This is a genomic window from Neorhizobium phenanthreniclasticum, from assembly GCF_040066075.1.
GTDB classification, from domain to species: Bacteria; Pseudomonadota; Alphaproteobacteria; order Rhizobiales; family Rhizobiaceae; genus Neorhizobium; species Neorhizobium petrolearium.
This window is the reverse complement of sequence record NZ_JBEAAL010000001.1, coordinates 425,740-452,142: the sequence shown is the minus strand read 5'-3', so window position 1 is coordinate 452,142 and position 26,403 is coordinate 425,740. Positions and strand designations below refer to the sequence as shown.

27 protein-coding genes are annotated in these 26,403 nt (G+C 59.1%); 21 read left to right on the top strand and 6 right to left on the bottom strand.

Annotation, left to right across the window (positions count from 1 at the left end; all coding sequences use genetic code 11):
- Positions 1-63 precede the first annotated feature (63 nt).
- The 16 genes from ABK249_RS02165 to ABK249_RS02090 all read left to right on the top strand — a co-directional run bounded on the left by ABK249_RS02165 (position 64) and on the right by ABK249_RS02090 (position 11,823).
- On the top strand, positions 64-840 hold the full coding sequence (locus ABK249_RS02165) for a DUF1217 domain-containing protein (protein WP_227701911.1): 777 nt from the start codon (positions 64-66) through the stop codon (positions 838-840).
- 1 nt (position 841) lies between these two features.
- Positions 842-1,579, top strand: a complete 738-nt coding sequence (gene flgF, locus ABK249_RS02160; RefSeq protein ID WP_037158783.1) for a flagellar basal-body rod protein FlgF — start codon at positions 842-844, stop codon at positions 1,577-1,579.
- A 21-nt stretch (positions 1,580-1,600) separates the two neighbouring features.
- Positions 1,601-2,998, top strand: coding sequence for a flagellar protein export ATPase FliI (fliI, locus tag ABK249_RS02155; protein ID WP_348862070.1), 1,398 nt, complete (start codon positions 1,601-1,603; stop codon positions 2,996-2,998).
- Between the two features lies 1 nt (position 2,999).
- Positions 3,000-3,554, top strand: a complete 555-nt coding sequence (locus ABK249_RS02150; protein WP_152601295.1) for a flagellar protein — start codon at positions 3,000-3,002, stop codon at positions 3,552-3,554.
- Between the two features lie 53 nt (positions 3,555-3,607).
- Positions 3,608-3,994 carry a flagellar basal body rod protein FlgB gene (gene flgB, locus ABK249_RS02145; protein WP_227701912.1) on the top strand — a complete coding sequence of 129 codons (387 nt, stop codon included), beginning with the start codon at positions 3,608-3,610 and terminating at the stop codon, positions 3,992-3,994.
- Between the two features lie 4 nt (positions 3,995-3,998).
- Complete coding sequence (flgC, locus tag ABK249_RS02140) at positions 3,999-4,418, top strand: flagellar basal body rod protein FlgC (protein ID WP_037158777.1); 420 nt, start codon at positions 3,999-4,001, stop codon at positions 4,416-4,418.
- Positions 4,415-4,750, top strand: coding sequence for a flagellar hook-basal body complex protein FliE (locus tag ABK249_RS02135; protein ID WP_348862069.1), 336 nt, complete (start codon positions 4,415-4,417; stop codon positions 4,748-4,750). Before flgC ends, ABK249_RS02135 begins: the two co-directional genes overlap by 4 nt.
- An 18-nt stretch (positions 4,751-4,768) precedes the next feature.
- Positions 4,769-5,557 (top strand): flagellar basal-body rod protein FlgG, encoded by a 789-nt coding sequence (flgG, locus tag ABK249_RS02130; RefSeq protein WP_037158771.1) that lies wholly within the window; start codon positions 4,769-4,771, stop codon positions 5,555-5,557.
- A gap of 18 nt (positions 5,558-5,575) precedes the next feature.
- On the top strand, positions 5,576-6,058 hold the full coding sequence (gene flgA, locus ABK249_RS02125) for a flagellar basal body P-ring formation chaperone FlgA (RefSeq protein WP_415926415.1): 483 nt from the start codon (positions 5,576-5,578) through the stop codon (positions 6,056-6,058).
- Positions 6,055-7,182, top strand: a complete 1,128-nt coding sequence (locus ABK249_RS02120) for a flagellar basal body P-ring protein FlgI (protein WP_037158765.1) — start codon at positions 6,055-6,057, stop codon at positions 7,180-7,182. Before flgA ends, ABK249_RS02120 begins: the two co-directional genes overlap by 4 nt.
- On the top strand, positions 7,179-7,736 hold the full coding sequence (locus tag ABK249_RS02115; RefSeq protein WP_052183160.1) for a MotE family protein: 558 nt from the start codon (positions 7,179-7,181) through the stop codon (positions 7,734-7,736). Before ABK249_RS02120 ends, ABK249_RS02115 begins: the two co-directional genes overlap by 4 nt.
- Positions 7,733-8,452, top strand: coding sequence for a flagellar basal body L-ring protein FlgH (gene flgH / locus ABK249_RS02110; RefSeq protein ID WP_037158762.1), 720 nt, complete (start codon positions 7,733-7,735; stop codon positions 8,450-8,452). The genes ABK249_RS02115 and flgH overlap by 4 nt, the downstream gene beginning before the upstream one ends.
- A 41-nt stretch (positions 8,453-8,493) precedes the next feature.
- Positions 8,494-9,006, top strand: coding sequence for a flagellar basal body-associated FliL family protein (locus ABK249_RS02105; protein WP_037158759.1), 513 nt, complete (start codon positions 8,494-8,496; stop codon positions 9,004-9,006).
- Between the two features lie 148 nt (positions 9,007-9,154).
- Complete coding sequence (locus tag ABK249_RS02100; RefSeq protein WP_348862068.1) at positions 9,155-10,315, top strand: DegT/DnrJ/EryC1/StrS family aminotransferase; 1,161 nt, start codon at positions 9,155-9,157, stop codon at positions 10,313-10,315.
- Between the two features lie 33 nt (positions 10,316-10,348).
- Complete coding sequence (locus ABK249_RS02095) at positions 10,349-11,110, top strand: cephalosporin hydroxylase family protein (RefSeq protein ID WP_348862067.1); 762 nt, start codon at positions 10,349-10,351, stop codon at positions 11,108-11,110.
- Positions 11,111-11,148: 38 nt separating this feature from the next.
- On the top strand, positions 11,149-11,823 hold the full coding sequence (locus tag ABK249_RS02090) for a GNAT family N-acetyltransferase (RefSeq protein WP_348862066.1): 675 nt from the start codon (positions 11,149-11,151) through the stop codon (positions 11,821-11,823).
- Positions 11,824-11,908: 85 nt separating this feature from the next.
- On the opposite strand, the gene ABK249_RS02085 is transcribed toward ABK249_RS02090, so the two are convergent.
- From ABK249_RS02085 to ABK249_RS02065, 5 genes are all read right to left on the bottom strand, one after another.
- Positions 11,909-13,132, bottom strand: coding sequence for a class I SAM-dependent methyltransferase (locus ABK249_RS02085; protein WP_348862065.1), 1,224 nt, complete (start codon positions 13,130-13,132; stop codon positions 11,909-11,911).
- Positions 13,129-13,689 (bottom strand): dTDP-4-dehydrorhamnose 3,5-epimerase family protein, encoded by a 561-nt coding sequence (locus ABK249_RS02080; RefSeq protein ID WP_415926414.1) that lies wholly within the window; start codon positions 13,687-13,689, stop codon positions 13,129-13,131. Before ABK249_RS02080 ends, ABK249_RS02085 begins: the two co-directional genes overlap by 4 nt.
- Positions 13,686-14,753 carry a CDP-glucose 4,6-dehydratase gene (gene rfbG, locus ABK249_RS02075; protein ID WP_348862063.1) on the bottom strand — a complete coding sequence of 356 codons (1,068 nt, stop codon included), beginning with the start codon at positions 14,751-14,753 and terminating at the stop codon, positions 13,686-13,688. Before rfbG ends, ABK249_RS02080 begins: the two co-directional genes overlap by 4 nt.
- Positions 14,750-15,523 carry a glucose-1-phosphate cytidylyltransferase gene (gene rfbF / locus ABK249_RS02070; RefSeq protein ID WP_348862062.1) on the bottom strand — a complete coding sequence of 258 codons (774 nt, stop codon included), beginning with the start codon at positions 15,521-15,523 and terminating at the stop codon, positions 14,750-14,752. Before rfbF ends, rfbG begins: the two co-directional genes overlap by 4 nt.
- An 87-nt stretch (positions 15,524-15,610) precedes the next feature.
- Entirely contained in the window at positions 15,611-16,852 is a 1,242-nt protein-coding gene (locus tag ABK249_RS02065) for a glycosyltransferase family 2 protein (RefSeq protein ID WP_037158742.1), read from the bottom strand.
- Between the two features lie 377 nt (positions 16,853-17,229).
- On the opposite strand from ABK249_RS02065, the gene fliP reads away from it, so the two are divergent.
- Positions 17,230-17,967, top strand: coding sequence for a flagellar type III secretion system pore protein FliP (fliP, locus tag ABK249_RS02060; RefSeq protein WP_037159943.1), 738 nt, complete (start codon positions 17,230-17,232; stop codon positions 17,965-17,967).
- Between the two features lie 57 nt (positions 17,968-18,024).
- On the opposite strand, the gene ABK249_RS02055 is transcribed toward fliP, so the two are convergent.
- A complete protein-coding gene (locus ABK249_RS02055; protein ID WP_152601294.1) occupies positions 18,025-19,965 on the bottom strand; it encodes an O-linked N-acetylglucosamine transferase, SPINDLY family protein in 1,941 nt (646 codons plus the stop codon).
- Positions 19,966-20,295: 330 nt separating this feature from the next.
- On the opposite strand from ABK249_RS02055, the gene ABK249_RS02050 reads away from it, so the two are divergent.
- The 4 genes from ABK249_RS02050 to ABK249_RS02035 all read left to right on the top strand — a co-directional run bounded on the left by ABK249_RS02050 (position 20,296) and on the right by ABK249_RS02035 (position 26,197).
- Positions 20,296-21,561 (top strand): flagellin N-terminal helical domain-containing protein, encoded by a 1,266-nt coding sequence (locus tag ABK249_RS02050; protein ID WP_227701922.1) that lies wholly within the window; start codon positions 20,296-20,298, stop codon positions 21,559-21,561.
- A 252-nt stretch (positions 21,562-21,813) separates the two neighbouring features.
- Positions 21,814-23,079, top strand: coding sequence for a flagellin N-terminal helical domain-containing protein (locus tag ABK249_RS02045; RefSeq protein WP_227701923.1), 1,266 nt, complete (start codon positions 21,814-21,816; stop codon positions 23,077-23,079).
- 252 nt (positions 23,080-23,331) lie between these two features.
- Positions 23,332-24,597 (top strand): flagellin N-terminal helical domain-containing protein, encoded by a 1,266-nt coding sequence (locus ABK249_RS02040; RefSeq protein ID WP_037158735.1) that lies wholly within the window; start codon positions 23,332-23,334, stop codon positions 24,595-24,597.
- 325 nt (positions 24,598-24,922) lie between these two features.
- Positions 24,923-26,197, top strand: a complete 1,275-nt coding sequence (locus tag ABK249_RS02035; RefSeq protein WP_348862061.1) for a flagellin N-terminal helical domain-containing protein — start codon at positions 24,923-24,925, stop codon at positions 26,195-26,197.
- The last annotated feature ends 206 nt before the right edge of the window (positions 26,198-26,403 follow it).

The window sequence follows — 26,403 nt, the reverse complement described above, 5'->3', positions numbered from 1 at the left end:
GGATCGGATTGCCCGCTCCGCAGCGCCGTCCGCCGCTCCGCGGACCCGGGGTAGAGAGCCATCGTGATCACGACCTATACCAGCTACACGATGATCAGCCGCGATCTGCCGAAGTCGCTGGCCCGCGTTGCAGAGAAGCCGGATGTTGCGCGTGAGACGGAATATTACCTTTCCAGGATAGGCAGCATCAAGACGGTCGACGATTTCATGGCCGACACGCGCGTCTACAACTACGCGCTGAAGGCTCATGGCCTCGAGGACATGGCCTACGCCAAGGCCTTCATCCGCAAGGCCTTGACGGAAGGCACCGCCGATGAGAACGCCTTTGCCAACAAGCTCTCCGACAGTCGTTATGCGTCGCTGGTCGAATCTCTGAATTTCGCCGCCTACGGATCGACAGCCACATCCTTTGACAAAGCGCAGAAAGGCGTTGTCGACAAGTTCCAGCGCCAGACGCTGGAAGAGGAGGCGGGCGAGGACAACATGGGCGTTCGCCTTGCCCTTTATTTTGAACGCATGGCGCCGACGATCAAGTCGGGCATGGAAATCCTCGCCGACGACGCGCTCTCGGAAGTCCTGCGCACCACATTGCAACTCCCGGACGAGATCATCGGCGCCGATCTCGACCGTCAGGCCGAGTATATCGAAGATGCCGTCAGCATCGAGGATTTTCAGGATCCGGCCAAGGTCGGCAAATTCCTGGAGCGCTTCACCGCCATGTGGGAACTCGAAAATCCGTCCGACACCTCTGACCCCCTGGCGCCATTCAATGCTCCCTCGAACGGGATTTCAACGGACCTTCTGATCTCGATCAATAACCTGAAACTCGGAGGCAAATGATATGCAGTCCGGACTTTATGTCGGCATTTCTTCACAAATCGCGCTCGAGCGCCGCTTGAACACGATCGCCGACAACATGGCCAACATGAACACCGTTGGTTTCCGTTCGACGGAAGTCAAGTTCGACGAGGTCTTGAGCAAAACCCAGAACGATATCAGCGCGAAGATTGCCTTCGTCACCCAGGGCAACGATTATCTGTCGACCCGCACCGGTGAACTCCAGAGAACGGGCAATCCGCTGGATTTCGCCATCAAGGGCAATGCCTGGTTCGCGATCGACACCCCGGCCGGCCAAGTGCTGACCCGCGACGGTCGCTTCACCATGGACGAGACCGGGCAGCTTCGCTCCAGCCAGGGTTTTCCGGTTCTCGATGCGGGGGGCGCACCGATCCAGCTCAACCGCGAAGCCGGCCCGCCGACGGTGGGTGCGGATGGCATCATCATGCAGAACGACCAGCCGGTTGCCACCGTTGGTCTCTTCACGGCCGACCTTTCCAAGGGTTTCAACCGTTACGAGAATTCAGGCATCATCTTCGTAGATACCCCGCAGCCGGTTCTGGAAGGCATGGAGAACTCGGTGGTCCAGGGCTATGTCGAACAGTCCAACGTCAACGGTATCGGCGAGATGACGGAACTCATCCAGGTCAACCGGGCCTTCGAGAGCATTTCGGCACTCATGCGCGACAGCGAGTCTTCGATGAACGATGCCATCAGGACGCTCGGCGGCTCCAACAGCTAACAACAGGAAAATGGGCCCGCCATGATGGAAGCGGCTATCCTCAATGCGGTCAACGGCGGCAAGCTGGCACAGCTTGCGGGCCTTTCCGCGCGTTATGCAGATCCTGTGTTCTCCGTCGCCCATGGTGGTCATGTCAGGACCATCGCGGCGGGACATTACACGGTTGCGGGCCTTTCGAAACATGTGCGGCTTGGGGAATTCGTCGCGCACCGCAGCGCGACCGGCATTCACCTGGGCGAGGTGGTGCGCGTCGAGCCGGACGTGGTCTTCGTCTGCCCGATCGAACCGGGAGAGCCGATCGGCATCGGCGACACGGTTATCCGCAAGGGCGCCTTTCGCGTTGCACCGGACAATAGCTGGTGCGGCCGGACGATCAATTCGCTCGGGGAGCCGATTGACGGAAAGGGGCCGCTTGCGCGCGGTCTTGCTCCGCGTTCGATCGCCAATACCGCGCCGCCGTCCATGTCGCGCAGCCGCGTCGAAAAGGGCTTCAAGACCGGGGTGAGGGCAGTCGATATATTTTCGCCACTCTGCCTCGGCCAGCGTCTTGGCATTTTTGCCGGCTCCGGCGTCGGCAAGTCGACGCTTCTGTCGATGCTCGCCAGGGCCGACGCCTTCGACAAGGTGGTGATCGCGCTGGTTGGCGAACGCGGTCGCGAAGTTCGCGAATTCATCGAGGATACGCTGGGCGACAACATGTCGAAGTCGATCGCGGTCGTCGCGACCAGCGATGAGAGTCCGATGCTGCGCAAGATGGCGCCGCTGGTGGCAATCACCATCGCAGAACATTTCCGCGACCAGGGGGACAATGTCCTCTTCATCGCCGACAGCATCACCCGCTTTGCCCATGCGATCCGCGAGGTGGCGGTCGCATCCGGCGAGCCGCCGATCGCCCGCGGCTATCCCGCTTCCGTGTTTACCGAATTGCCGCGCCTGCTTGAACGGGCCGGTCCGGGCGTCGAAGGCACTGGCACGATCACGGCAATCATCTCGATCCTCGTCGACGGCGATAACCACAACGATCCGATCGCCGATTCGACGCGCGGCATTCTGGACGGGCATATCGTCCTCGACCGCTCGCTTGCCGAGGAAGGGCGCTATCCGCCGATCAATCCGCTCGCCTCGATCTCGCGTCTTGCCCGCAAGGCCTGGACGGACGACCAGGAAAAGCTGGTGTCGCGGCTGAAGTCGCTGGTGCATCGCTACGAGGAAACGCGCGACCTGCGTCTGATCGGCGGTTATCGGGCCGGCAGCGATCCTGACCTGGACATGGCGATCAAGCAGGTCCCGGTCATCTATGAGGTCCTGAAGCAGACACCGGGAGAGAAGCCCGCTCTCGACGCCTATACGGATCTCGCAACCGCGCTCAGGGCTGCGGCAGGGCAGGGCAATCCGCCCTCCGCCATAGCAAGAAGGTGATATGATGAGCGGTGACAGGAACAGGGAAACAGCAGGATCGTCGTCGCGGACGGGCGACAGGATGTTGGCCGCGACGGGTATCGCACTTGCTGCAGCGTCCGCCTTCTTTCCCTGGTACGTTTTCCTGAACGCGGACAAATTCGGAATCCGGACCGAATCGCTTGGCCGCACGCGTGACCTGCCTCCGGGCATAGGGCGGCCGGTGGTCAGCGTCTCGCCACTTGCCATGACCGACAGCTCCAAGGATGACTGGCCTGTTCCGATCGGGCCGGCTGATGCGCTGACCACGGCCACCACGTCCTCGCTGGGTGAGACTCGTGAAAACGGAACCTTTCGAGAGGAACAGCCGCTTCCCGGAAGGGGCGGTTTCCGGCTGCTGCATGTAGCCAACGGTCGAGCGCTGATCGAGGACGGTTCCGGTATGTACATGGTTAGGGTCGGTTCGAGCCTGCCCGACAATAGCAAGCTTGCCGCGCTGGAGCAGCGCGACGGCCGCTGGGTGATCATCACGTCCACAGGAGACGTCTATCAGGACACAAGCGCGGCCGGTCCGTAAGTCCGACGCAAGGTTACCGGCCTAGGCTTCGGATAAAAGATGGAGAGAAGCCTATGCAACCGATTCAACTGTTCGAAATGGCAGCACGTCAGGCCGATTGGCTCTCGGTGCGTCAGGAAGTTGTTGCGGGCAACATCGCCAATGCCAACACGCCCAAATACAAGGCGAAGGACGTAACGCCGTTCGAGGCCGTTCTTGACAAGGCATATATTCCCATGGCCCGCACCCATCCCGGCCATATCGCCTCGAACAATCTCAGCGAAGAGGTCGAGCTCAAGGAATCGGAACTGAACGAAGAAATCGGCGTGCAGGAATCCGGCAATACCGTCTCGCTTGCGGAAGAGCTGTCGAAGACGGGCGAAATCAAGCGTCAATACGAACTGAGCACAGGTCTGGTGAAGTCGTTTCACAGCATGATGCTGCTGACAGTAAAGAGGTAAGCAAATGGATCCGCTTTCAGCCTCCCTGAAGATCGCTGGATCGGGAATGGAGGCCCAGGCCACGCGCCTGCGCATCGTTTCCGAAAACATCGCCAATGCCCGCTCCACCGGCGATACGCCGGGTGCGGACCCCTACCGTCGCAAGCTCATCACCTTCGGTGCCGAACTGGACCGGGCGAGCGGCGTAGACGTGGTCGAGGTCAAGAAGTTGGGCGTCGACCAGTCCAAATTCGTCGAGGAATATGATCCTGATCATCCGGCCGCCGACGAGAAGGGCATGGTCAAGCTGCCAAACGTCAACATGCTCATCGAGATGGCCGATATGCGGGAAGCGAACCGCTCCTATGACGCCAATCTCCAGACCATCAAGCAGACGCGTGAGCTGATCGCCGCGACGATTGACCTTCTGAAGGCCGGACAATGATCGATAAGATTCAGAACGTAAGCTCCCTTTCGCTCTCCAACGGGATTGAGGATATCTCTTCCGAGAAGAGTTCCGTGCTCGAATCGACCGCGCTCACGCCTGGTCAGAACACCGGCATGAACTTCGCCCAAGTCCTTGGCGATATGGCAACCGACACGATGAACAGCCTGAAGGGTGCCGAAGCGATGTCCTTCAAGGCGATCCAGGGCAAGGCGAATACGCGTGAGGTCGTGGATGCGGTGCTGGAGGCGCAGCAGTCGCTGCAGACGGCCATGGCGCTGCGGGACAAGATCGTCTCCGCCTATCTCGAAATCACGAAAATGCCGATTTAACGCTTTGAGGACGAAGACATGAGAGCGCTTTCCGTCGCCGCAACGGGCATGGATGCCCAGCAGACCAATCTCGAAGTCATTGCGAACAATATCGCCAACATCAATACGACGGGCTACAAGCGTGCTCGCGCAGAGTTCTCCGATCTGCTCTATCAAAGCGAGCGCGCGCAGGGCGTGCCGAACCGCGCCAATCAGGCGATCGTGCCGGAAGGCGCCAATATCGGTCTCGGTGTCCAGACGTCTGCGGTGCGCAACATCCATACACAGGGTGAACTGGCGCACACCGAAAACGATCTGGACGTCGCGATCGTCGGTCGCGGCTGGTATCAGATCCAGGCTCCGGATGGCACGACGCTCTACAGCCGCGCCGGCGCCTTCAACAAGAATGCCGAGGGCCAACTGGTCACGATCGACGGTTATGCGGTCGTTCCCAACATTACCTTCCCCGCGGATGTGAGCGAAACGCAGATCACCCGCACGGGCCAGGTCATGGTTCGCATCGGCAATTCCACGGATTTTACCGAAATCGGTCAGCTCACCGTCGCCAACTTTGTCAACGAGGCAGGCCTCCAACCGCTCGGCGACAATCTGTTCGCGCAGACTGCCGCATCCGGCGAGCCGATCGTTGCTGTGCCCGAGGATCCGGGCTTCGGTTACCTGAAGCAGGGTTATCTGGAAAGCTCCAACGTCGACGCGGTCAAGGAAATCACCGATCTGATCTCCGCCCAGCGCGCTTACGAGATGAACTCCAAGGTCATCACTACCGCAGATGAGATGGCGCAGATCGTCAGCAAGAACCTGAAATAAAACAGGAGGCAGGCAGACATGAGGTTTCGCCAGAAAAATGCGATTGGCGCCGGGTTGGCTGCGCCCATTCTGGCCGCACTCCTTGCCGGGGCTGGGACACCGGTCCTGGCTCAGATGGGTACGGCCGTCGTGCCGATCCGGACCATTTATCCCGGCGAAGAGATCGGCAGGGGCAGCGTCGAAGAGGTCGATGTCACCAATCCGAATCTCTCCGGCGAATATGCGCGAGAGTCCAGGGAAGTCGTCGGCATGGTGGCGAAGCGGACCCTGCTGCCCGGCCGCACCATTCCGCCATCGGCACTTCGCGAAGCCTTTGCTGTGACCCGGGGCTCATCTGTCCGGCTCGTGTTTACGATCGGCAACTTGAACATTTCCGCTTCCGGAACGCCGCTCGAGAACGCTGCGATTGGTGATGTCATCCGCGTTCGCAACATCGATTCGGGCGTCACGGTGAGCGGCACCGTTATGGCCGACGGTACGATACAGGTGATGGCGAAATGAGAAAGAACTGCTTCCTCGCCATTCTTGCCCTCGTCGGCTCTCTTTTGGGCGCCGTACCGGCTGCGGGCCAGAACGCACCCATCGCCGCGCGCATCAAGGACATCGCATCGCTGCAATCCGGCCGCGACAACCAGCTCATCGGCTATGGTCTTGTCGTCGGCCTGCAAGGCACCGGCGACAGCTTGCGCTCGTCGCCTTTCACCGACCAGTCCATGCGGGCCATGCTTCAGAACCTCGGCATTTCGATGCAGGGCAGCCAGTCGAATGCCAAGAACGTCGCGGCTGTCATGGTCACGGCCAACTTGCCGCCTTTCGCGAGCCCGGGCAGCCGCATCGACGTAACTGCCAGTTCGCTCGGTGACGCGACGTCGCTGCGCGGCGGCACCTTGGTCATGACTTCACTTTCGGGTGCGGACGGGCAGATCTATGCGGTGGCCCAGGGTGCGCTGGTCGTGTCGGGTTTCTCGGCGCAGGGCCAGGCGGCGACGCTGACGGAAGGTGTCACGACCGCAGGCCGGGTTCCGAACGGCGCCATCATCGAACGCGAGCTGCCTTCCAGGTTCAAGGATTCCGTCAACCTGGTTCTGCAGCTTCGCAATCCGGACTTCTCGACGGCGGTGCGGGTGTCCGATGCCGTCAATGCTTTTGCGGCCCGCCGTTATGGCGGACCGATTGCCGACCCGCGCGATAGCCAGGAGGTAATCATCGCCAAGCCGAAGACCGCCGACCTCACCCGGCTGATGGCCGAGATTGAAAATCTGGTGGTCGAAACCGATACCCCGGCCAAGGTCGTCGTCAACGAGCGCACCGGTACGATCGTCATCGGTTCGGACGTGAAGATATCGCGCGTCGCAGTGAGCTACGGCACGCTGACTGTGCAGGTCACCGAGACGCCGCAGGTGATCCAGCCGGAGCCGTTTTCCCGTGGTCAGACGGCGGTACAGCCTCAAACGGATATCATGGCCATGAAGGACGGTGGTCAGGTCGCGATCCTGAACGGACCGGATCTGCGCACGCTTGTCGCGGGCCTCAACAGCATCGGCGTCAAGCCGGACGGCATCATCGCCATCCTGCAGGGCATCAAGTCCGCTGGCGCCCTTCAAGCGGAGCTCGTCCTGCAATGACCGAGACCCTGTTCACCGTTTCCATATCAAAAACGCTGGCTCGCCGCGTTCTTGCCGCCGCGGCTGTCCTGACGCTGGTCTCTCAGGTGGGAGCACAACAGCCGGCGATGATTTCCGAAACCTCGACCGGCGACGAGATCCAGAAATTCTGCACCAATATTGCAGATGCGGCGCGCGACCAGCGCTACCTCCTGCAGAAGCAGGAGCTTGAGAAGCTGCAGTCGGATGTCGACGAGCGTATCAGGACGCTTGAAGACCGCACGGCTGAATATCAGGACTGGCTGAAGCGCCGCAACGATTTCCTGGCACGCGCCGAGGCCGGTCTGGTCGACATCTTCAAGACGATGAAACCGGACGCCGCCGCGCCGCAGCTCGAGGAGATGCGGATGGAGATCGCCGCGGCGATCATCATGCAGCTTCCGGCGCGCCAGTCCGCCCTGTTCCTGAGCGAGATGGACCCGCAAAAGGCCGGCATGATCTCGACGATCATTTCCAGCGCTTCCGATCCAAATACGTCGAAAACACCTCCCAATACTCCGAAAGCGCCCTCATGACGAAACGCATTCCCGCCATCATGGCTTGTCTCCTTCTTGCAGGCTGCAACAGCCAGACCATCAAGGAGATCGGCAATGCGCCGGCGATGAGCCCGATCGGCAGCGGCCTGCAATATGCACAGACGCCGCAGATGTCCTCCTATCCGAAGCAGCCGCGTCACCTTGCAAGCGGTTATTCGCTTTGGAGTGACAGCCAGGCAGCGCTCTTCAAGGATGCCCGCGCGCTGAACGTCGGCGATATCCTGACCGTCGATATCCAGATCAACGACCGTGCCTCCTTCGACAACGAGACGGAGCGCACCCGTGAGAATTCCACCGGCCTCTCCTGGCAACTGGGCGTAAGCAACCTTTTCGGCTGGACGCCGGAGGCGGAGGCGACCGGTGATCTCGGTTCCGATTCCAATACGGATTCACACGGCAAGGGCTCGACGGAACGTTCCGAACGGCTGAAGCTGCTCGTGGCTGCGGTCGTCACCGGCATCCTTGAGAACGGCAATCTGCTGATCAGCGGCTCTCAGGAGGTCCGTGTCAATCACGAAATCCGCATTCTGAACGTCGCCGGTATCGTTCGCCCCCAGGATGTCGATTCCAACAACATGATCTCTTATGAGAAAATCGCCGAAGCCCGCATCTCTTACGGTGGCCGCGGTCGCCTGATGGAGGTCCAGCAACCTCCGGTGGGGCAGCAGGTCGTCGATCTGTTCTCGCCCTTCTGATGAGTGCGGATGGGGTCTCTTGATTTGAAGGTTTGAAGACCATGGCGGAAGAAACACAGGCAGCCGAAGCCGGCAGCAAGAAGAATACCGTGATGGTGCTTGCGGGTGTCGCGATCCTGACGCTGGTTGGCGCCGGCGGCGGCTGGGTTGTCGGCGGAATGATCGCGCCGAAGGAACCGGCCCCCGAGCCTCAGCAGGAGGCCGCTGCTGCAGGCGGCGAGCATGGCGAAGGCAAGAAGGACGAAGGGCTTCCGCATATCTCCACGCCGGAGAATGGCGTCGTTCTTCTGGAGCCGATCACGACCAATCTCGCCTATCCGTCGGAAAACTGGATACGGCTTGAAGTGGCGCTTGCTTTCAAGGGGCCGCCGGAACTGCCCCTCGCGGAGAATATCCATCAGGATATCCTTGCCTATATGCGTACCGTTTCGCTGCAGCAGATCGAGGGGCCGCGCGGCTTTCAGTACCTCAAGGACGATATCCAGGAGCGCATCGACCTGCGCTCGCAGGGTAAGGTTGCCAAGGTGATGTTCCGAACGTTCGTGATCGAATGATGGTTGCCGTTTCGTCAGTCCGGGAAAGCGCAACTGGGCATGTCAGCCGTATTCGGTCGCTGGGACGGAAAGTCATATGAACACCACAAGCCCCGTGCAAGTGTGTGCTGCTTAGTTCAGCCCTGAAACTCCGGAACCGTGCCGCAAGATGACCGCCAGAATCTTCTACACAAAGCCTTCCATCACCGAGCTGGAAATGCGCTATGCGGCGGATGCGGTCGCAACCGGCTGGGGTGCGAAGTGCTACGACTACATTAACCGGTTCGAGCGGACTTTTTGCGAACATCTAGGCGTGCGCTACGCGATCGCGACATCGAGCTGCACCGGCGCCATGCATATGGGCCTTGCGGCGCTGGATGTCGGCCCGGGCGACGAGGTGATCTTGGCCGATACGAACTGGATCGCAACCGCAGCGCCGATCGTACATCTCGGCGCCACGCCTGTGTTTGTCGATATTCTCCCCGACACCTGGTGTCTGGATCCGGTTCAGGTCGAACGGCATATCACACCCCGGACGAAGGCGATCGTTGCAACCCATATCTACGGCAATCTGTGTGATATGGAGGCGCTGCTCGCGATCGGGGAAAGACATGGTGTCGCGGTCATCGAGGATGCGGCGGAGGCGTTGGGCTCGGCCATAAACGGCAGGCGGGCCGGTTCGATGGGCCGCTTCGGTACCTTTTCCTTCCATGGCACGAAAACGGTGACGACCGGCGAGGGCGGCATGTTCGTCACCAATGATGCCGATCTTTACGAACGTGTCCTCACCCTCAGCAATCACGGCAGGGCACGAGGCCAGACCAGGCAGTTCTGGCCGGATATGATCGGCTTCAAGTACAAGATGTCGAATGTTCAGGCCGCCATAGGCTGCGGGCAGCTCGAACGCATAGAGGAACTGACCGCGCGCAAGCGTGACATCCTGAAGATATACAAGGCGAAGCTCTCCGGCATTTCCGGCATCGCGCTCAATCCGGAACACGAAGGGACCGTCAACGGCGCCTGGATGCCGACGGTCGTATTCTCCGAGACATGGGGAATAACCAGCGAGGATCTGCAGAAGGCCTTCCACGCCGCGGATATCGACGCGCGCGTCTTCTTTCACCCTCTGTCGAGCTTGCCGATGTTCGAGGAACAGCGGCACGAAGGGAATGTCTATAATGTGAACGCCTGGAGTATTCCGCAGCGTGCCATCAATCTTCCCAGCTACCATGACATGACGGAAGACGACCTCAACCGAGTGGCGAACACGCTTCTTGATCTCCTCGCGGTCCACGACCGCCAATCCCGGTCAGTTGCCGGAAAGAAATGAATAATCCACCTAAAGACAGGGCTTCGGAATCAAATGACCACCAAGGATGATCGCCTCGAATTTGAAGAGCACAAGAGGCAGATGTCTCTGGCTTTGGGCAAGGACGAAGCCGCTTTCCGGCAGTCGCTGGATACTCTCATCACGCTCGACAAACACGATTACTTCTATCTGTGGTCCTGGATGGGACTGCCGATCATCCAGACGCCGGCGGATATCATGGCGACCCAGGAAGTGATCTGGAACACCAAGCCGGATGTGATCATCGAGACCGGCATTGCCCGCGGCGGTTCGCTGATCTTCATGGCGTCGCTCTTCGCGGCGATGGGCAAAACCGACGGAAAGGTGATCGGCGTCGATATAGACATTCGCGCGCATAATCGCGAAGCGATCGAATCCCATCCGCTTTCCCGCCACATCACGATGATCCAGGGCGGTTCGGTGGATGCGGATATCCTCGAGGCGGTGAAAGCCGAAATTCCTGCCGGCGCGCGCGTGATGGTGGTTCTGGATAGCGACCATTCGCGTAATCATGTTCTCGCTGAGTGCCGCACTTACGGCCCGCTGGTGACGGAGGGATGTTATCTGGTCGTGGCCGATACGCTTATTGGTCATCTGACGCCCGAACAGGCCTTCACGAAGCGCTCGAAGGTCTGGCTGCAGGGTGATGAGCCGTTGCAGGCACTCAAGGACTACATGGCCGAAAACGACCTCTTCGAAGTCGATCCGGTGCTGAACGGCAAACTTGTCCTGTCCTCTTCGCCGGGTGGCTATTGCGTCCGCAAGAGCACGAAGTAAGGCGAAAGAGGCCTCTCTGGCCAGAAGGACATCGTCGGATGGTGCTTTCCGATATGCTTCTGTTCAAGGACAACGCCGATCCGAGCACACGGCTTGCCATTGCTATCCACGACGAGACGGACCGGCAGCTCGGAGAGTTGCAATGTCTGGACAAAGCCCTGGCAAGCGAGACCGGCCTGGTCGAGGATCTGACGGATTGGCGCAACGCCGCCAGAACGTCATTCCTGACGCAGTTCGAGGCAAGGCCTGATAGAACGGCCACATGGCTCCGGAATGTCGTTCTCGCTGCTCCCGATCGTATCCTGTTTATCGTCAGAAGCACCGGCGGCGAACGCATCGGTCATATCGGGATCAGCAACATCTCCGACGAAAAGGCCGAGATCGACAACGTCATGCGCGGGCGCCGTTCCGGCGAAAGGCGCATGATGTTCTATAGCAGCGTGGCGCTCATCGCCTGGATATTCGGAACGCTTCGGGTGCCGGTTACGCAACTGTGCGTGCTCTCGCTCAATACGGGAGCGATCAGGCTCTATGACCGTCTGGGATTCGAAGAGGTCGAGCGCACGCCGCTCCGGCGCATCGATGAGCCGGATATGATCCGCTACACCACGCAGGCCGACCACGGCTCGGCGGCCGGTTTCGACTACCTGCGGATGGAGATATCGGCAGAACGCTTCCGTCGACTTTATCCCTGGGCTCACGCGGCCGGCTAAGCCGCAGCCAATTTTCTTCCGCATGGAATAGCAAAATGCACCGCATGGCCTCTTGAGGGGCCTTCGACCGCGATCGCAGCTCACATTATCTGATTTCCAAATGCGGAACCGCAGTCACGAACTTCGTTCCTTGCTCGGACAAAGAGGCGAGCTGCTGACGGACTTCTGCTGCGATGTTCCAGGGCAGGATCATTACATAATCCGGCCGGCGCTCGAAAATGACGTCCGGGTGCAGGATGGGAATATGGCTCCCGGGCATGAACTTGTCCTGTTTGGCGGCAGCGGCATCGCAGACGAAGGACAGGAGATCGGGCTTGACGCCCGCGAAGTTCAGGAGCGTGTTGCCCTTGGCCGCAGCTCCATAGGCTGCCACTGTTTTTCCCTCGCGTCTCGCCTGCAGCAGGAAGGCAAGCGCGTCGTTCTTGACCTGCTCCGCCTTGACCTGGAATTGAGCATAAGTCGCGGCTGTCCGCAGGCCGCGATATTCCTCCTCGCTGAGCAGCAGACCGACCGCATCGGTCGTCTGCCTCGGATCATCCGTGTGGCAGCCGTAAACCCGCAGGCTTCCGCCATGGGTCGGCAATTCTTCGACGTCGAAAACGCGCAAGCCCGCGCTTTCGAAGATCCGTCCGACGGTGAACAGGGAGAGGTAGGAGAAGTGTTCGTGATAGACGGTGTCGAACTGGTTCTGCTCGATCAGCCGCATGAGATGCGGGAATTCCAGTGTGATCGTACCGCCGGGCTTGAGCGCCGCCTTCAGGCCCCGTGTGAAATCATTGATGTCCGGAACATGGGCATAGACATTGTTGCCGAGAATGAGGTCGGCGCTCCTGCCTTCATCGGCAAGCGTCTTGCCGAGGGCTTCACCGAAGAATTCCCGGAGCACCGGGATACCCAATGCCTCTGCAGCCTCGGCCGTGCTTGCTGTCGGCTCGATCCCGAGGCAGGGAATGTTGGCGGCGACGAAATTCTTCAGAAGGTAACCGTCGTTCGAGGCGACTTCGATGACCATGCTTTGCTGACCAAGGCCAAGCCGTGTGGTAATCGTCTCGACATAGTGGGCCGCATGGGCGAGCCAGCTCCTCGATGCGCTGGAGAAGTAGGCATATTCGGCACTGAAAAGCGATTCCGCAGAGGCGTAATCCTCTGTCTGTACGAGCCAGCATTCCTCGCAGACCTTCAGCCTCAGCGGGAAATAGACTTCCGGCTTGGAGAGGTCCGCAGCGGTGAGATAGGCGTTGGACGGTGGCGCGAAGCCAAGGTCGAGGAAGTTGCAGCGAAGAGCGCTGCCGCAATGCCGGCATTTCATGGCGTCAGTCCCGTAAATTCTTCTGTCAGGTATGGATGGCGACGATCCCGCTCGGACATTTCGGTGATCTCCAGCGGCCAGTTGATGCCAAGCGCCGCATCCTGCGAATTCAGTGCTCCTTCTGCGCCTGGCACGTAGGGCACCGAATGCAGATAGAGGAGTTCGCAATCACCGGTAAGCGTCTGAAAACCGTGCGCAAAGCCCTCGGGTATCAGCAGCGACCGGCGATTGTCTGCGGAAAGCTCTTCCGCATGCCATTTGAGGTAGGTTGACGAATCGGCCCTCAGATCGACGGCGACATCCCAGACAGCGCCGCGGATGCAGTTGACCAGCTTCATTTCGGAATGTGGCGGATGCTGAAAATGCATGCCGCGCACCGTGCCTTTGCGCGCGGTCATCGTCAGGTTGATCTGCGCGACCGGCTTGGCCCAGCCTGCCGCAGCGAGCTCCTCGGCACAGAACATGCGCGACAGGAAGCCACGTGAATCGCTAAGGTTCTGGCGTTCGATGAGCTTCAGGCCGGCAAGCGGCAGATCGGTAGTTGCGAAGCGGCTCAAGGACATGCCTCGTAGTCGGTGATTTCGGCTTCGCAGAGCGCACGTGCATCGGCGCCGCCGTGCTGTGCGCGATACCATGTCATGGTCCGGTCGACGGCTTCCTTAAGCAGCCAACGCGGCTCGATATTCAACATGTGCCGCGCCTTGGCCGTTTCCAGCGCAAGCCAGCGCGCCTCGTGCGGTCCCTCGGTGCCATCGCCATATTGGACGTCTCCTGAGCCGTAGGAGGCTCGGGCGATCTCGATCACATGACGCACGGATGCCGCCTCGTGGCTCACCGGTCCGAAGTTATATGCCTGAGCAAGGGTCGGATCGTTGTAGAGCCGTTCCGCGAGCACGAGATAGGCTGAAAGCGGCTCCAGCACGTGCTGCCACGGGCGTTTCGCCTCCGGCCGCCGGACATGCAGGGCCTTGCCGGACTGCCATGCCCGCGCCGCATCCGGCAGCAGCCGGTCCATGGACCAGTCACCGCCGCCGATCACGTTGCCGGCTCGGGCGCTGGCGACAGCGACGCCTTGCTCGCGCAGAAAGGAGTCGCGATAGCTTGAAATGGTGATCTCTGCCGCCGCCTTGCTGGCGCTGTAGGGATCATGACCGCCGATCTGGTCCGTTTCCCGATAAGGGAAGGCATGTTCGAGGTTCCGGTAGACCTTGTCCGTCGTGATTGCCACGACGACGCGCGCCGACGGGACCGAACGAACGGCTTCAAGCAGGTTCGCCGTGCCGAGCACATTCGTCGCGAACGTGCCGAGCGGGTCCTGATAACTCGGCCGCACCAGGGCCTGCGCGGCAAGATGCAGCACGATCTGGGGCGAGGCCATCCGGACGAGTTCGGCCAGCCTTGCCGCGTCGCGGATATCCTGGAAATGGCTTGCCGCAAGTTCCGGCCGTGCGAGCGTAAACAGGTTCGGCTCGGTTTCCGGCGGCAGCGAAATGCCGGTGACGCTTGCGCCGAGGCGCGCAAGCCAGATGGAGAGCCAGGTTCCCTTGAAGCCGGTATGTCCGGTCAGCAGAACACGCTTGCCCGCCCAGAAATCGGAGTTTGGCCGAACACAAGCTGTCACGGCCAGATCTTCCACGGTGCTTGTCCCGATGCCCAGAGATCCTCGAGCAGGTTCTTTTCGCGCAACGTGTCCATCGGCTGCCAGAAGCCCTCGTGCTCGTAGGCCATCAGCTCGCTCATGGCGGCGAGAGATGTCATCGGCGCGGCTTCCCACGGCGTGCTGTCGGCGTCGATGAGATCGATGGACTTGGGAGACAGGACGAAAAAGCCGCCGTTGATCATGCCGCCGTCACCACGCGGCTTTTCCACGAAGCCGGTGACCTGGCTGCCGTCACGCTCCAGGGCACCGTAGCGGCCAGGCGGATGAACGGCCGTTACCGTTGCCAGCCTGCCATGGGCGCGATGGAACTTGATCACTTCGGTAATGTTCACATCGCTCAACCCGTCGCCATAGGTGAAGCAGAAGCAATCCTCGTGGCGCAGGTAGTCGGCGACCCGCTTCAGGCGGCCGCCGGTCATCGTGGCTTCGCCGGTATCGATCAGCGTGACCTTCCACGGCTCGGCCGTGCGGCGGTGAACCTGCATCTCGTTATAGGCCATGTCGAAGGTGATATCCGACATATGCAGGAAGTAGTTCGCGAAATACTCCTTGATGACATAGCCCTTGTATCCGCAGCAGATGATGAACTCGTTCACGCCGTGGGCGGAATAGAGCTTCATGATATGCCAGAGGATCGGTCGGCCGCCGATCTCGATCATCGGCTTCGGCCTCAGATGGGTTTCCTCGGAGATGCGGGTCCCGAGCCCGCCGGCCAGAATAACAGCTTTCACTTCTTTCTCTCTCAGCCCTCAGGGGCGGGTCTCGTGTCTTGGAGTCCCATATTGTCCCTATCCCATCTATTGGGATGATTTGCAGTCCTACAGCAGGATGGTCTGTATGAGGTCATCCTGGGCAAAAACGAGATTCGGGGGATAGCCGAGCTCCAGAAACTGCTCGCGCTGTTTGGGCAGTGCGACGAGGACTGCCGTCTTGTTTGCAAAATCCGGCGTATGCTCGACTGGTTCGTCGATGACTTTGATTCGTTCAGGGAAATTGACCTTGGCGATACGCTCTTTAACGGTTTGCGGGTCTGGAAAGCCGTGAACGATGAGGTGATCGATTTCCGCCGCGGCATTGACCTGCCAGGCCAGCGTTTCGAGAGCGGCTGCAATCAGCAACCCTTCCCGTGCCGCAACGACTTCCGGAAAATCATCGAAGCCGCCAAAGCACAATCGTGTATATACCTCGTAGGCCTTGACGAATTCTCTGAAGCTGATGAGCAATCGCAACGCGACCGTCATGCGCAACAAAGTGAACGTTCGACACATCTGTTCCTGCGTCGCTCGGTCCTCGGCGTCGCGCGAAATCTGACCTCGTTTCATGCCGAAATAGAGGAAATATTCCAGCCCGCCGCGATACTGGTCCCAACCGGACATCGCAATGTCGTGGCCCCCCTGGCGCCTGTCCCGGCCATGCTCGGACCGGCCGACCTGCTTGTAGAAAGGCTCTTTCAGGAACGCGACGTCCCCCTGGTCGAGCAGATGCGCCAGCATGGGGAAAGCATAGAAGCAGACATCGCGCGGCACCCATGTCGTCCTTAATGCCTGGGTGCGGAAGATGGCGATCTCCGGGAAAATATGCCCTTTGACCATGAAGTTGAAGACTTGGCCAAAACTCCGGCGTTCGAAGACGACGTCTTCCTTTATGTCGTAGAATTTCCCGGTATCGGCCTCCAGAATGCCGTCATAGAGATACCAGGGAGCATGGCAGACAAGCACATTCGGGTGTTCATCGAGAAATTTCATGGCGTTGAGGAGGCCCTCGTGAACGAGGCGATCATCGTCGGCCAGGTAGACGGCATACTCGCCGCGCGCTCGCCGAAAGACGGCGTTCACGTTGACGACCGCGCCATGATTTTCGGCTCTTACATAATAGTTGATCGGAAGTTGCGAGGCGAATTCCCGGGCGATTTCGGCGGTGTTATCCGTTGACGCGTTGTCGGAGATAACAATCTCGTAAGGGAATTCGAAATCGAACCCCTTGATGCGTTCCAGACACGAGCGGAGATGCTGAGCTCGGTTATACGTCGGAATGCAGATGCTGAGCTTGATCGAATTCACTGATATTTCCTTCGACAGGAGTTTGCCAGGCGGCACGGCTTGCACTCGTCGAGAGCAACTCGGCCATGTTGATGCGATGCAGGTTCCTCCGGTGCCGGCGTCCCTCCCGGCAAAGTCGTTTGTCCAGATGCACCACGTGTTGCTCGCATTCAGGCTCCCGGCGCCATTGTGAGATTATTGAGCTGACGCTAACGGTTGAGACTTGCGCAAAACTGAAGCGCATGTTCGGCCAATGCGAATGGAGACGGTGCGCTCAGCAGGGGAAGCGCAGACAGGACCATCTTCCTGTTCACGACCTTCCGCGTCCGGCCTTTGAGTGTTGACCTGCGTCCGCGAGGGTGGCTATCGAAGATGACATCGAGGACCTTCGTGATCGCATGATTCGGTTGATCTATCTATTCGTCGCGTTGATCGCGGCACCCGGGCTTGCGCTTGCCCAGCAATCGCCTGCGGACCTTCTCAATCTGCCGGTCGACGGCTCCGCTGCCGCGTGGATCATTCGCACTTTCGGCCTGCTGACGGTCCTGTCGGTCGCTCCGGGCATCCTGATCATGGTCACAAGCTTTCCACGCTTCGTGATCGCCTTTTCAATTCTTCGATCCGGCATGGGGCTTGCGACGGCGCCTTCCAACATGGTGCTGGTCTCGATGGCGCTGTTCATGACTTTTTATGTCATGTCACCAACCTTCGATCGCGCCTGGAATGAAGGCGTTCAGCCGCTTCTGCAAAACCAGGTGACGGAGGCTGAGGCCGTGCAGCGGATTGCCGAACCTTTCCGTGCCTTCATGTCTGCCAATACCCGTGACAAGGATCTGGAACTCTTTGTCGAGATTGCCCGCGAGCGTAGTCAATCCGTCGGAACGCCTGAAGCGATCGACTATCGAGTATTGATCCCGGCTTTCATGCTGTCGGAGATCCGCCGCGGGTTCGAAATCGGCTTCCTGATCATCTTGCCATTTCTGGTGATCGACATGATTGTTGCGGCGATCACCATGGCGATGGGGATGATGATGCTGCCGCCGACGTCGATCTCATTGCCCTTCAAGATTCTTTTCTTTGTGCTGATCGACGGCTGGAATCTGCTGGTCGGCAGCCTGATTCGCTCATTCAACTGACCGCAAGGTCCTTCGAAAGGAAACGGCCGGGTGGTTCCCGGCCGTTTCGAGCTTGCGTCAGGCTTCGCGCGAGATGAACGGGCCGTTCCGCGGTGGCAAGACGGGTACGTCGAAGTGATCGGGCGGCAACTTTGCCTTCGCGCGGTCCGCCATCCTTGTGTAGGCCGTTTCGAGGTGGCGGCAGAAGCGCTCGGCATCGAAAAGCGGATGCGTGAAGCGGTTGGCTTCCAGCCGCTTTCTGATCTGTGCGAGTTCTTCCCTGTTGTTGTAATAATGAACTGCGCGGCGGACATAGTCGTCGGCGTCGTCGGCGATCATTTCCGGCAGGCCCAGGGCATTCAACAGGCTTTCGCTGACGCGGGAAGCGAAGTTGACGCCCTTGTGGGTGAGCATCGGCAGGCCGGCCCATAGCTTTTCCGAGGTCGTCGTGTGACCGTTGTAAGGATAGGTATCCAGGCCGAGATCTGTAACCGCCACGCGATCGAGATACGCAGCGTAGTCGTGAACACGATCCCCGAAGAGGATGCGATCGGCGGAAATGCCTGCGTCGGTGAACGCCTTGAGCAAATTCTTGCGTGCCCCGAACCTTTCCCGGCAGATGAGGAAAAGATAGCTCTCGGGAGCCTCCGTCAGGATACGTATCCAAAGTTGGACGGTCGCGGGAGTGAACTTCCAATGGCTGTGGAAGCATGAGTAGATGAAAGCATCCTTCGGCATCTTGCAGATTGCCCGATCGATCGACCGCGGAAGCGGCCGATGGATCGCATCGTTCGGAAAGAAGGTCTCCGGCATCCAGCAGAGCTTTTCATAGTAGTTGGGGATCGAGGTTTCGGGCACCACCGTGTGGTCGCAGATCAGATAGTCGATATCGACATTGCAGACGGTGCCGGGGTAGCCGAGCCAGGTGGCATGCACAGGCGCGGTGAAGCGGTTCATCACCCACACCCGGTTCTCGGCCGTATGGCCGTGCAGGTCGACGAGGATATCGATATTCTCGGCCTTGACGGCGTCGGCTGCCTCGTCGTCCGTCATGTCGCGAATTCTGACGATCTTGCCCCATTCGTCGCGATTGGCCTTGTTATGGTCGCGAAGATGCTCCGGGTCGGCATTGCAGAAGATCGTGATCTCGAAACGGTCCCTGTCATGCGCTTCGAGAACGCCGCGGAAGGCTTTCATAACCGCGTGTTCTGTCCAAAGGTCGGCAGAGAGATAGCCGATGCGGAGCTTGTCGCCCCACTTGTGAGGCATTGAGAGCCTTTTCGCAGACCCATGCCACGGCTTTCTTTCGCCGCGACCGGCGCCCGCCATGGAGTTTGCCTTTTCGTCATCGCACCAGCGGATGTTGTAGAGCGAAACCTCGTCCAGGATCGCTTCAAAGTCGCCGGCCGCAATCTCCTGCTTGAGGATCGGGTCATATTCCGCGAGCACGTCGTAGTTAAGGCTGTCGCGAATGACAGAGAGATAGAAATTGCGGACGATCTTGTCGTCACGGTCCTTTGCGAAGACATCCAGAATGAACTGATTTTCCTCGTCGCTGCGATCCTGGAGCTTGATCGAGCGCACCGCAAGCTGCCGGTGGGGCCGTTCCGTGCTTTCACCGAGAGTCTTCCGGAAGGCTTCCGTCCCTTCCAGGTTTTGTCGCATCAGCGCGGCCGACATCATGAGCGCCATGTCCGGATCGGCGAGCGCTTCATTGAGAATCCGTTTGCCGAGGCGAAGCAGGCTTATGTCGTCGCCGTTCGACAGATGAAGTCTCATGGCTTCACGCAGGTACTTGATCCGATGGGGAGAATTCTGTTCTCCGGCAAGCTGAAACGCCTGGGCAGCTTCGGCCTTCATCTTGAGCTTTACGAGCGTTGCACCCAATAGCGCGTAGTGCCTTGGGTCCTTTTGAACATCCAGCAGCCTGTTCAGAATGGCCAGGACATCATGATATTGGGCTTTGTCGAAATGTTTCTGGGCATTGAGATACTGCCGTTTCAACTTAATGCTGTTCAACCGTCCCACTCCAAATCATAGCTGTGCCGGGCATCGCGACAGGCCCGCTTTCCACCCATCGTGGCAGGCCAAGCTTGCATGAAGCCGACTTCGGCAAATTCCCGTCGACATAAACCAATGATTAACTACGTCCGCCAACACGCTCTTCGTACCGGTCTCGCTTAAAGGACTTGGCAAGGATTGGCTGCGAGATTTTCCGCACACGACGGGTTTGGTATCCCTTCCGAGCGAAGGAACCGAGTTGGCATGATGCCGGACCGAAGTGACCGGTAAAACATCCAGTCCGGTATGTCCCCCCAAAAGTATTTCGTTCAAAGGGACAATCAAATCATGGCTAGCATTCTTACCAACATCAACGCGATGGCGGCTCTCCAGACGCTGCGGACCATCAGCTCCGACATGGAGACGACGCAGGACCGTATTTCGACCGGCATGCGCGTCGGCACCGCTTCCGACAACGCTGCCTACTGGTCGATCGCAACCACCATGCGTTCCGACAACGCGTCTCTTTCGTCCGTCCAGGATGCGATGGGCCTCGGCGCAGCCAAGGTCGATACGGCCTATTCCGGCATGGAAGCTGCTATCGACGTTGTTCAGGAAATCAAGAACAAGCTCGTTACGGCTGCCGAAGGCAGCGCCGACAAGGCCAAAATCCAGGAAGAAATCACGCAGCTCCAGGATCAGCTGAAGAGCATTGCTTCCTCCGCCTCCTTCTCCGGCGAAAACTGGCTGCAGGCCGAAATCGGCGGCGCCGCCAACGCGACCACCGGCGTCGTCGAAGCCGGCAGCGCGATCACCAAGCAGATCGTTGGTTCCTTCACGCGCGATGCCGACGGCAATGTCGCGGTCAAGACTGTCGACGTCGAGCTCGATGAATCGAACGTTCTGTTCGACCTTTCGGGCGGCAATGCCGGCCTTCTCGACGCGAACATGATGAAGGGCATGCGCGCGATCGACTATGACGATGGCACGACCAACTCCGTCCAGTACTACGGTACCGTCAACACGACGGCCATCTACGACACCACCGCTCAGTGGAAGGATGTCGGCGGCGGCGTCTTCATGAAGGGCGACACCAACGGCGTCTTCACGACCGGCGCAAGCGGTACCTATCTCATCAAGGTCGGTGGTGCTTACATCGATGCCGTCTACACGACCGAAGGTTACGACTTCTCGGCCGGCGCGACAGCCACCAGCGGCGTTTCCTATTCGCTCAACGTCTCCGTGTCGGAACTGGACATCACCAAGCTCGACGACTACCGCAACGGCGGCAGCAGCGATCTGGGCATGGGCGGCACGAATGTCAGCGACGAGGATGTCATCGCGGCCCTGACCTCGTTCGTCGATGGCCAGCTGGAACAGATGACCAGCGCTGCAGCCAAGCTCGGTGCGGTCTCGCAGCGCATCGAGATGCAGCAGGACTTTGTCAGCAAGCTCTCCGACACGCTCGACAAGGGTGTGGGTCGTCTTGTCGACGCGGACATGAACGAGGAGTCGACGAAGCTCAAGGCCCTGCAGACCCAGCAGCAGCTTGCGATCCAGTCGCTCTCGATCGCCAACTCCGACTCGCAGAACATCCTCTCGCTCTTCCGTTAATCGGAGCCGGCGAATTGGCGCGGAGGCTGACCGCGCCAAGGAGTATGGAAGGCCGCGCCCTCGCCGGGGCGCGGCCTTCTAATTTTTCGTCCGCGCTTCAATCTTCATTAACTATATTGAGGTTACCTAAGGCCATCGAAACGGCGAGTTAACCAGAAAAATTAACTGGTTAGCAAGCATGATGCTGACCGCTGTTCCCGGTGGAATCCGGAATGTCCCTTTCCGTAATCAGCCACTCAAGGGGCACTCAGAATGACAAGCATTCTTACCAACATCGCAGCTATGGCTGCTCTCCAGACCCTGCGCCAGCTCGGCCAGGATATGGAAACCACGCAGGGCCGCGTTTCGACCGGCATGCGCGTCGGCACCGCTTCCGACAACGCCGCCTACTGGTCGATCGCAACCACCATGCGTTCCGACAATGGTGCTCTCTCTGCCGTTCAGGACGCCCTCGGTCTCGGCGCCGCTAAGGTCGATACGGCCTACGCTGCCATGGAATCGGCAATCGACGTTGTTCAGGAAATCAAGAACAAGCTCGTTGCCGCAACCGAACCCGGCGTCGACAAGGCGAAGGTCCAGGAAGAAATCACTCAGCTTCAGGATCAGCTGAAGAGCATCGCTTCCTCCGCCTCCTTCTCCGGCGAAAACTGGCTGCAGACCGAAATCGGCGGCGCCGCCAACGCGACCACCGGTGTCATCGAAGCCGGCAGCGCGATCACCAAGCAGATCGTCGGTTCCTTCATCCGTGACGCCGATGGCAATGTTTCGGTCAAGACCGTCAATGTCGAACTCGATGAATCGAACGTCCTGTTCGACCTTTCGGGCGGCAATGCCGGCCTTCTCGACATGAACATGCTCAAGGGTTCGCGCGCGATCGACTATGACGATGGCACGACCAACTCCGTCCAGTATTACGGCCAGATCAACACGACTGCGATCTACGACACGAATGCTGAGTGGAAGGACATCGGTGGCGGCGTCTTCATGAAGGGCGACACCAACGGCGTCTTCACGACCGGCGCAAGCGGCACCTACCTCATCAAGGTTGGCGGTGCTTACATCGATGCCGTCTACACGACCGAAGGTTACGACTTCTCGGCCGGTGCGACAGCCACGACCGGTGCGGCATACTCACTGAACGTCTCCGTGTCGGAACTGGACATCACCAAGCTCGACGACTACCGCAACGGCGGCAACAGCGATCTGGGCATGGGCGGCACCAATGTCAGCGATGAAGACATCATGGCCGCTCTGACCTCATTCGTCGACGGTCAGCTGGAACAGATGACCAGCGCTGCCGCGAAACTCGGCGCGGTTTCGAGCCGTGTTCAGATGCAGGAGGACTTTGTCAGCAAGCTCTCCGACTCGATCGACAGCGGTGTCGGCCGCCTGGTCGATGCGGAGATGAACGAGGAGTCGACGAAGCTCAAGGCCCTGCAGACCCAGCAGCAGCTTGCGATCCAGTCGCTCTCGATCGCCAACTCCGACTCGCAGAACATCCTCTCGCTCTTCCGTTAATCCGGAAAGTCATAGAGCCTCAATCAGGAGGCCGCGCTCGACGGGCGCGGCCTTTTTCGTGCCCGTCATTTTTTTATTAACTTTCGTAAATGGCAGTTTAACCTTTGTTAACCATTTCTCCCTTAGATGGGCTCATCGAAACGATGGGTTAACCAAGACGAAGAAGAGGTTAACGGGCATCAAGCCAGGCCATCGATTGCCGGTGTAATCCCGGAATGTCCCTTTCATCTAGCCAATCAAGGGGCACTCAAAATGACGAGCATTCTTACCAATATCGCAGCCATGGCTGCTCTCCAGACCCTGCGGCAGATCGGCTCCGATCTTGAAAACACACAGAGCCGTGTCTCGACCGGCCTACGTGTCGGTACCGCTTCCGACAACGCTGCCTACTGGTCTATCGCAACCACCATGCGTTCCGACAATGCGGCCCTTTCCGCCGTTCAGGACGCCCTTGGTCTTGGCGCCGCCAAGGTCGACACCGCCTACGCCGCGATGGAAACCGTCGTTGACGTTGTCAAGGAAATCAAGAGCAAGCTCGTTGCCGCGACCGAGGCCGGCGTCGACAAGGCCAAGATCCAGGAAGAAATCACGCAGCTCCAGGATCAGCTGAAGAGCATCGCCTCCTCCGCCTCCTTCTCCGGTGAAAACTGGCTGCAGGCCGATATCGGCGGCGCTTCGAATGCAAATGGCATTATCCAGGCAGGGGATGTTGTCACCAAACAGGTGGTTGCTTCGTTCATTCGTGGTGCCGACGGTAATATCGCGGTCCAGACGGTCGACGTTAAGCTCGACGAGACGAATGTCCTTTTCGACCTTTCGGGCGGCAATGCCGGCCTTCTCGACATGAACATGATGAAGGGTTCGCGCGCCATCAGCTACGACGACGGCACGACCAATCATGTCCAATACTATGGCGTGGTCAATACAACTGCCCTGTATGACACCAGCGCCCAGTGGAAGGACATCGGTGGCGGCGTCTTCATGAAGGGCGACACCAACGGCGTCTTCACGACCGGCGCAAGCGGCACCTACCTCATTAAGGTCGGCGGTGCTTATATCGACGCCGTCTACACCACCAAGGGGTACGACTTCTCGGCTGGTGCGACTGCCACTGCCGGTGCATCGTATTCGCTGAATGTTTCCGTCGCCGAACTGGACATCACCAAGCTCGATGACTACCGCAACGGCGGCACCAGCGATCTGGGCATGGGCGGTACCAATGTCAGCGACGAAGACATCATGGCAGCGCTTCTCTCCTTTGTGGATACGCAGCTCGAAGCGCTCACCAGTTCGACTGCCAAGCTTGGTTCGATCTCGATGCGTATCGAGATGCAGGAGGATTTCGTCTCCAAGCTGACGGACTCGATCGATAGCGGCATCGGCCGCCTGGTCGATGCGGACATGAACGAGGAGTCGACGAAACTCAAGGCGCTGCAGACCCAGCAGCAGCTTGCGATCCAGTCGCTCTCGATCGCCAACACCAGTTCCGAGAATATTCTGTCGCTCTTCCGTCAGTAAGCGGCGCTCTTGGCTAGGAGCGGTTCGTCCCGCTCTGACACGACAGCAATATTCAGGAGAGAAAACCGCGTCTCGCAGGAGGCGCGGTTTTTCATATTGGCTGCGTGGCTTGCGCGAAGCCTGCACGGGCGTCGCGTTCGGGCATTCAGACCTCATTAACAACTTGCCAATCCACGATTGCCTTTGATAACTGTCGTATTAACGATTTGTTAAGAACGACAGGCCGCCCGCATCCGCGATGCAGAGGGGCGGTAAGCATGATGCCTCTCGTCGTTTCCGGTGCTGCACTCCGGATTGTTCAGAATATCTGACCGAGGCACGGCCAATGACCAGTATCCTTACCAACGCTGCCGCTATGGCTGCTCTGCAGACCCTGCGCTCGATCGACCGCAACATGGAGATAACCCAGGCGAGGGTCTCCTCCGGCATGCGTGTCCAGACAGCTGCGGATAACGCGGCTTACTGGTCGATCGCCACGACGATGCGTTCCGATAATCACGCGCTGTCGACGATCCAGGATGCTCTCGGTCTCGGCGCGGCAAAGGTGGATACCGCTTATGCCGCCATGGAAAGCGCTATCGACACCGTCATGGAGATCAAATCCAAGATCGTTGCCGCTTACGGCGTCGGTGCCAACCGTAACAAGATCCAGGAAGAAATCACGCAGCTCCAGGAGCAGCTCAAGAGCATTGCCGAATCCGCTACGTTTTCGGGTGAGAACTGGCTGCAGGATTATATCAGCAACGGCGGCACCAATGCGGACGAGAAGCCGGTTATCAAGCAGGTTGTAGCGTCGTTCACGCGCACCGCCTCGGGCGAGGTCGCCGTCAAGACCGTCGATTACACGCTGGACTCCAAGACCGTTCTTTTCGATCTCAGCGGCGGTAATCTCGGCATTCTGGATTCGCCGGTCGAGTTTGTGGCTGAAGGCGAAGCGGCGGTGACCGTTACCACTGCGAATGGCACCCAGGCACCGACGAGCGCGAGCTATGCCGTTCCTTTCTACACCGAAACCGATCTGATTGGTGCAACTGCAGTCGATTCGCGTATCTATGATCTCGCCGGCACTCTCTATATGAAGGTCGCTGAAGGTCAGTGGGTGCAGGTGACCACGGTTGACCCCGCCACTGCGCCGGTCGTGACGACCCCGCTTCACCAGATTGGCGCGATGAATTATTATCTCGATACGAGCGTTGGCGATAACCTGGACAATCGTAAGCTCGATATTTCCGTCTCGTCGCTTGACATAGACAAACTGGATGAGGTGGCGGCGCAGATGAACGCGTTGGTTCCGGGTTCTGCGCCGGACAACGATGCAGTGCTGGATATGATGGAGCGTTTCGTCGATAAGCAACTGCAGATGATGACGAGTGCCGCTTCCAGCCTCGGCTCCATTCAGAAACGTATCGATCTTCAAGAGAGTTTTGTCGCTTCGCTGACCGACGTGATCGACAAGGGTGTGGGTCGATTGGTTGATGCCGACATGAACGAGGAATCAACTCGACTGAAAGCGCTCCAGACGCAGCAACAGCTTGGTATTCAGTCGCTTCAGATCGCCAATACCAACGCCGAAAACATCCTTCAGCTCTTCCGGCAATAACACGTATAGATTGATTGCCTTCTCCGTGCCGCACTTTTCTCGACTGCGATACGGCACGTCGTTGAACCTGCCCTTATGCTCTGGTGCGCTGTTGCCGCATCTTCATCCTCGCGCAAGTTTGACTTCCTACCGTATCGCTGTGGTCTGGCGAAAATTGCCATCTCGCCACCGACGAACGAATGAAAACCTTATCGGAATGATGCGAT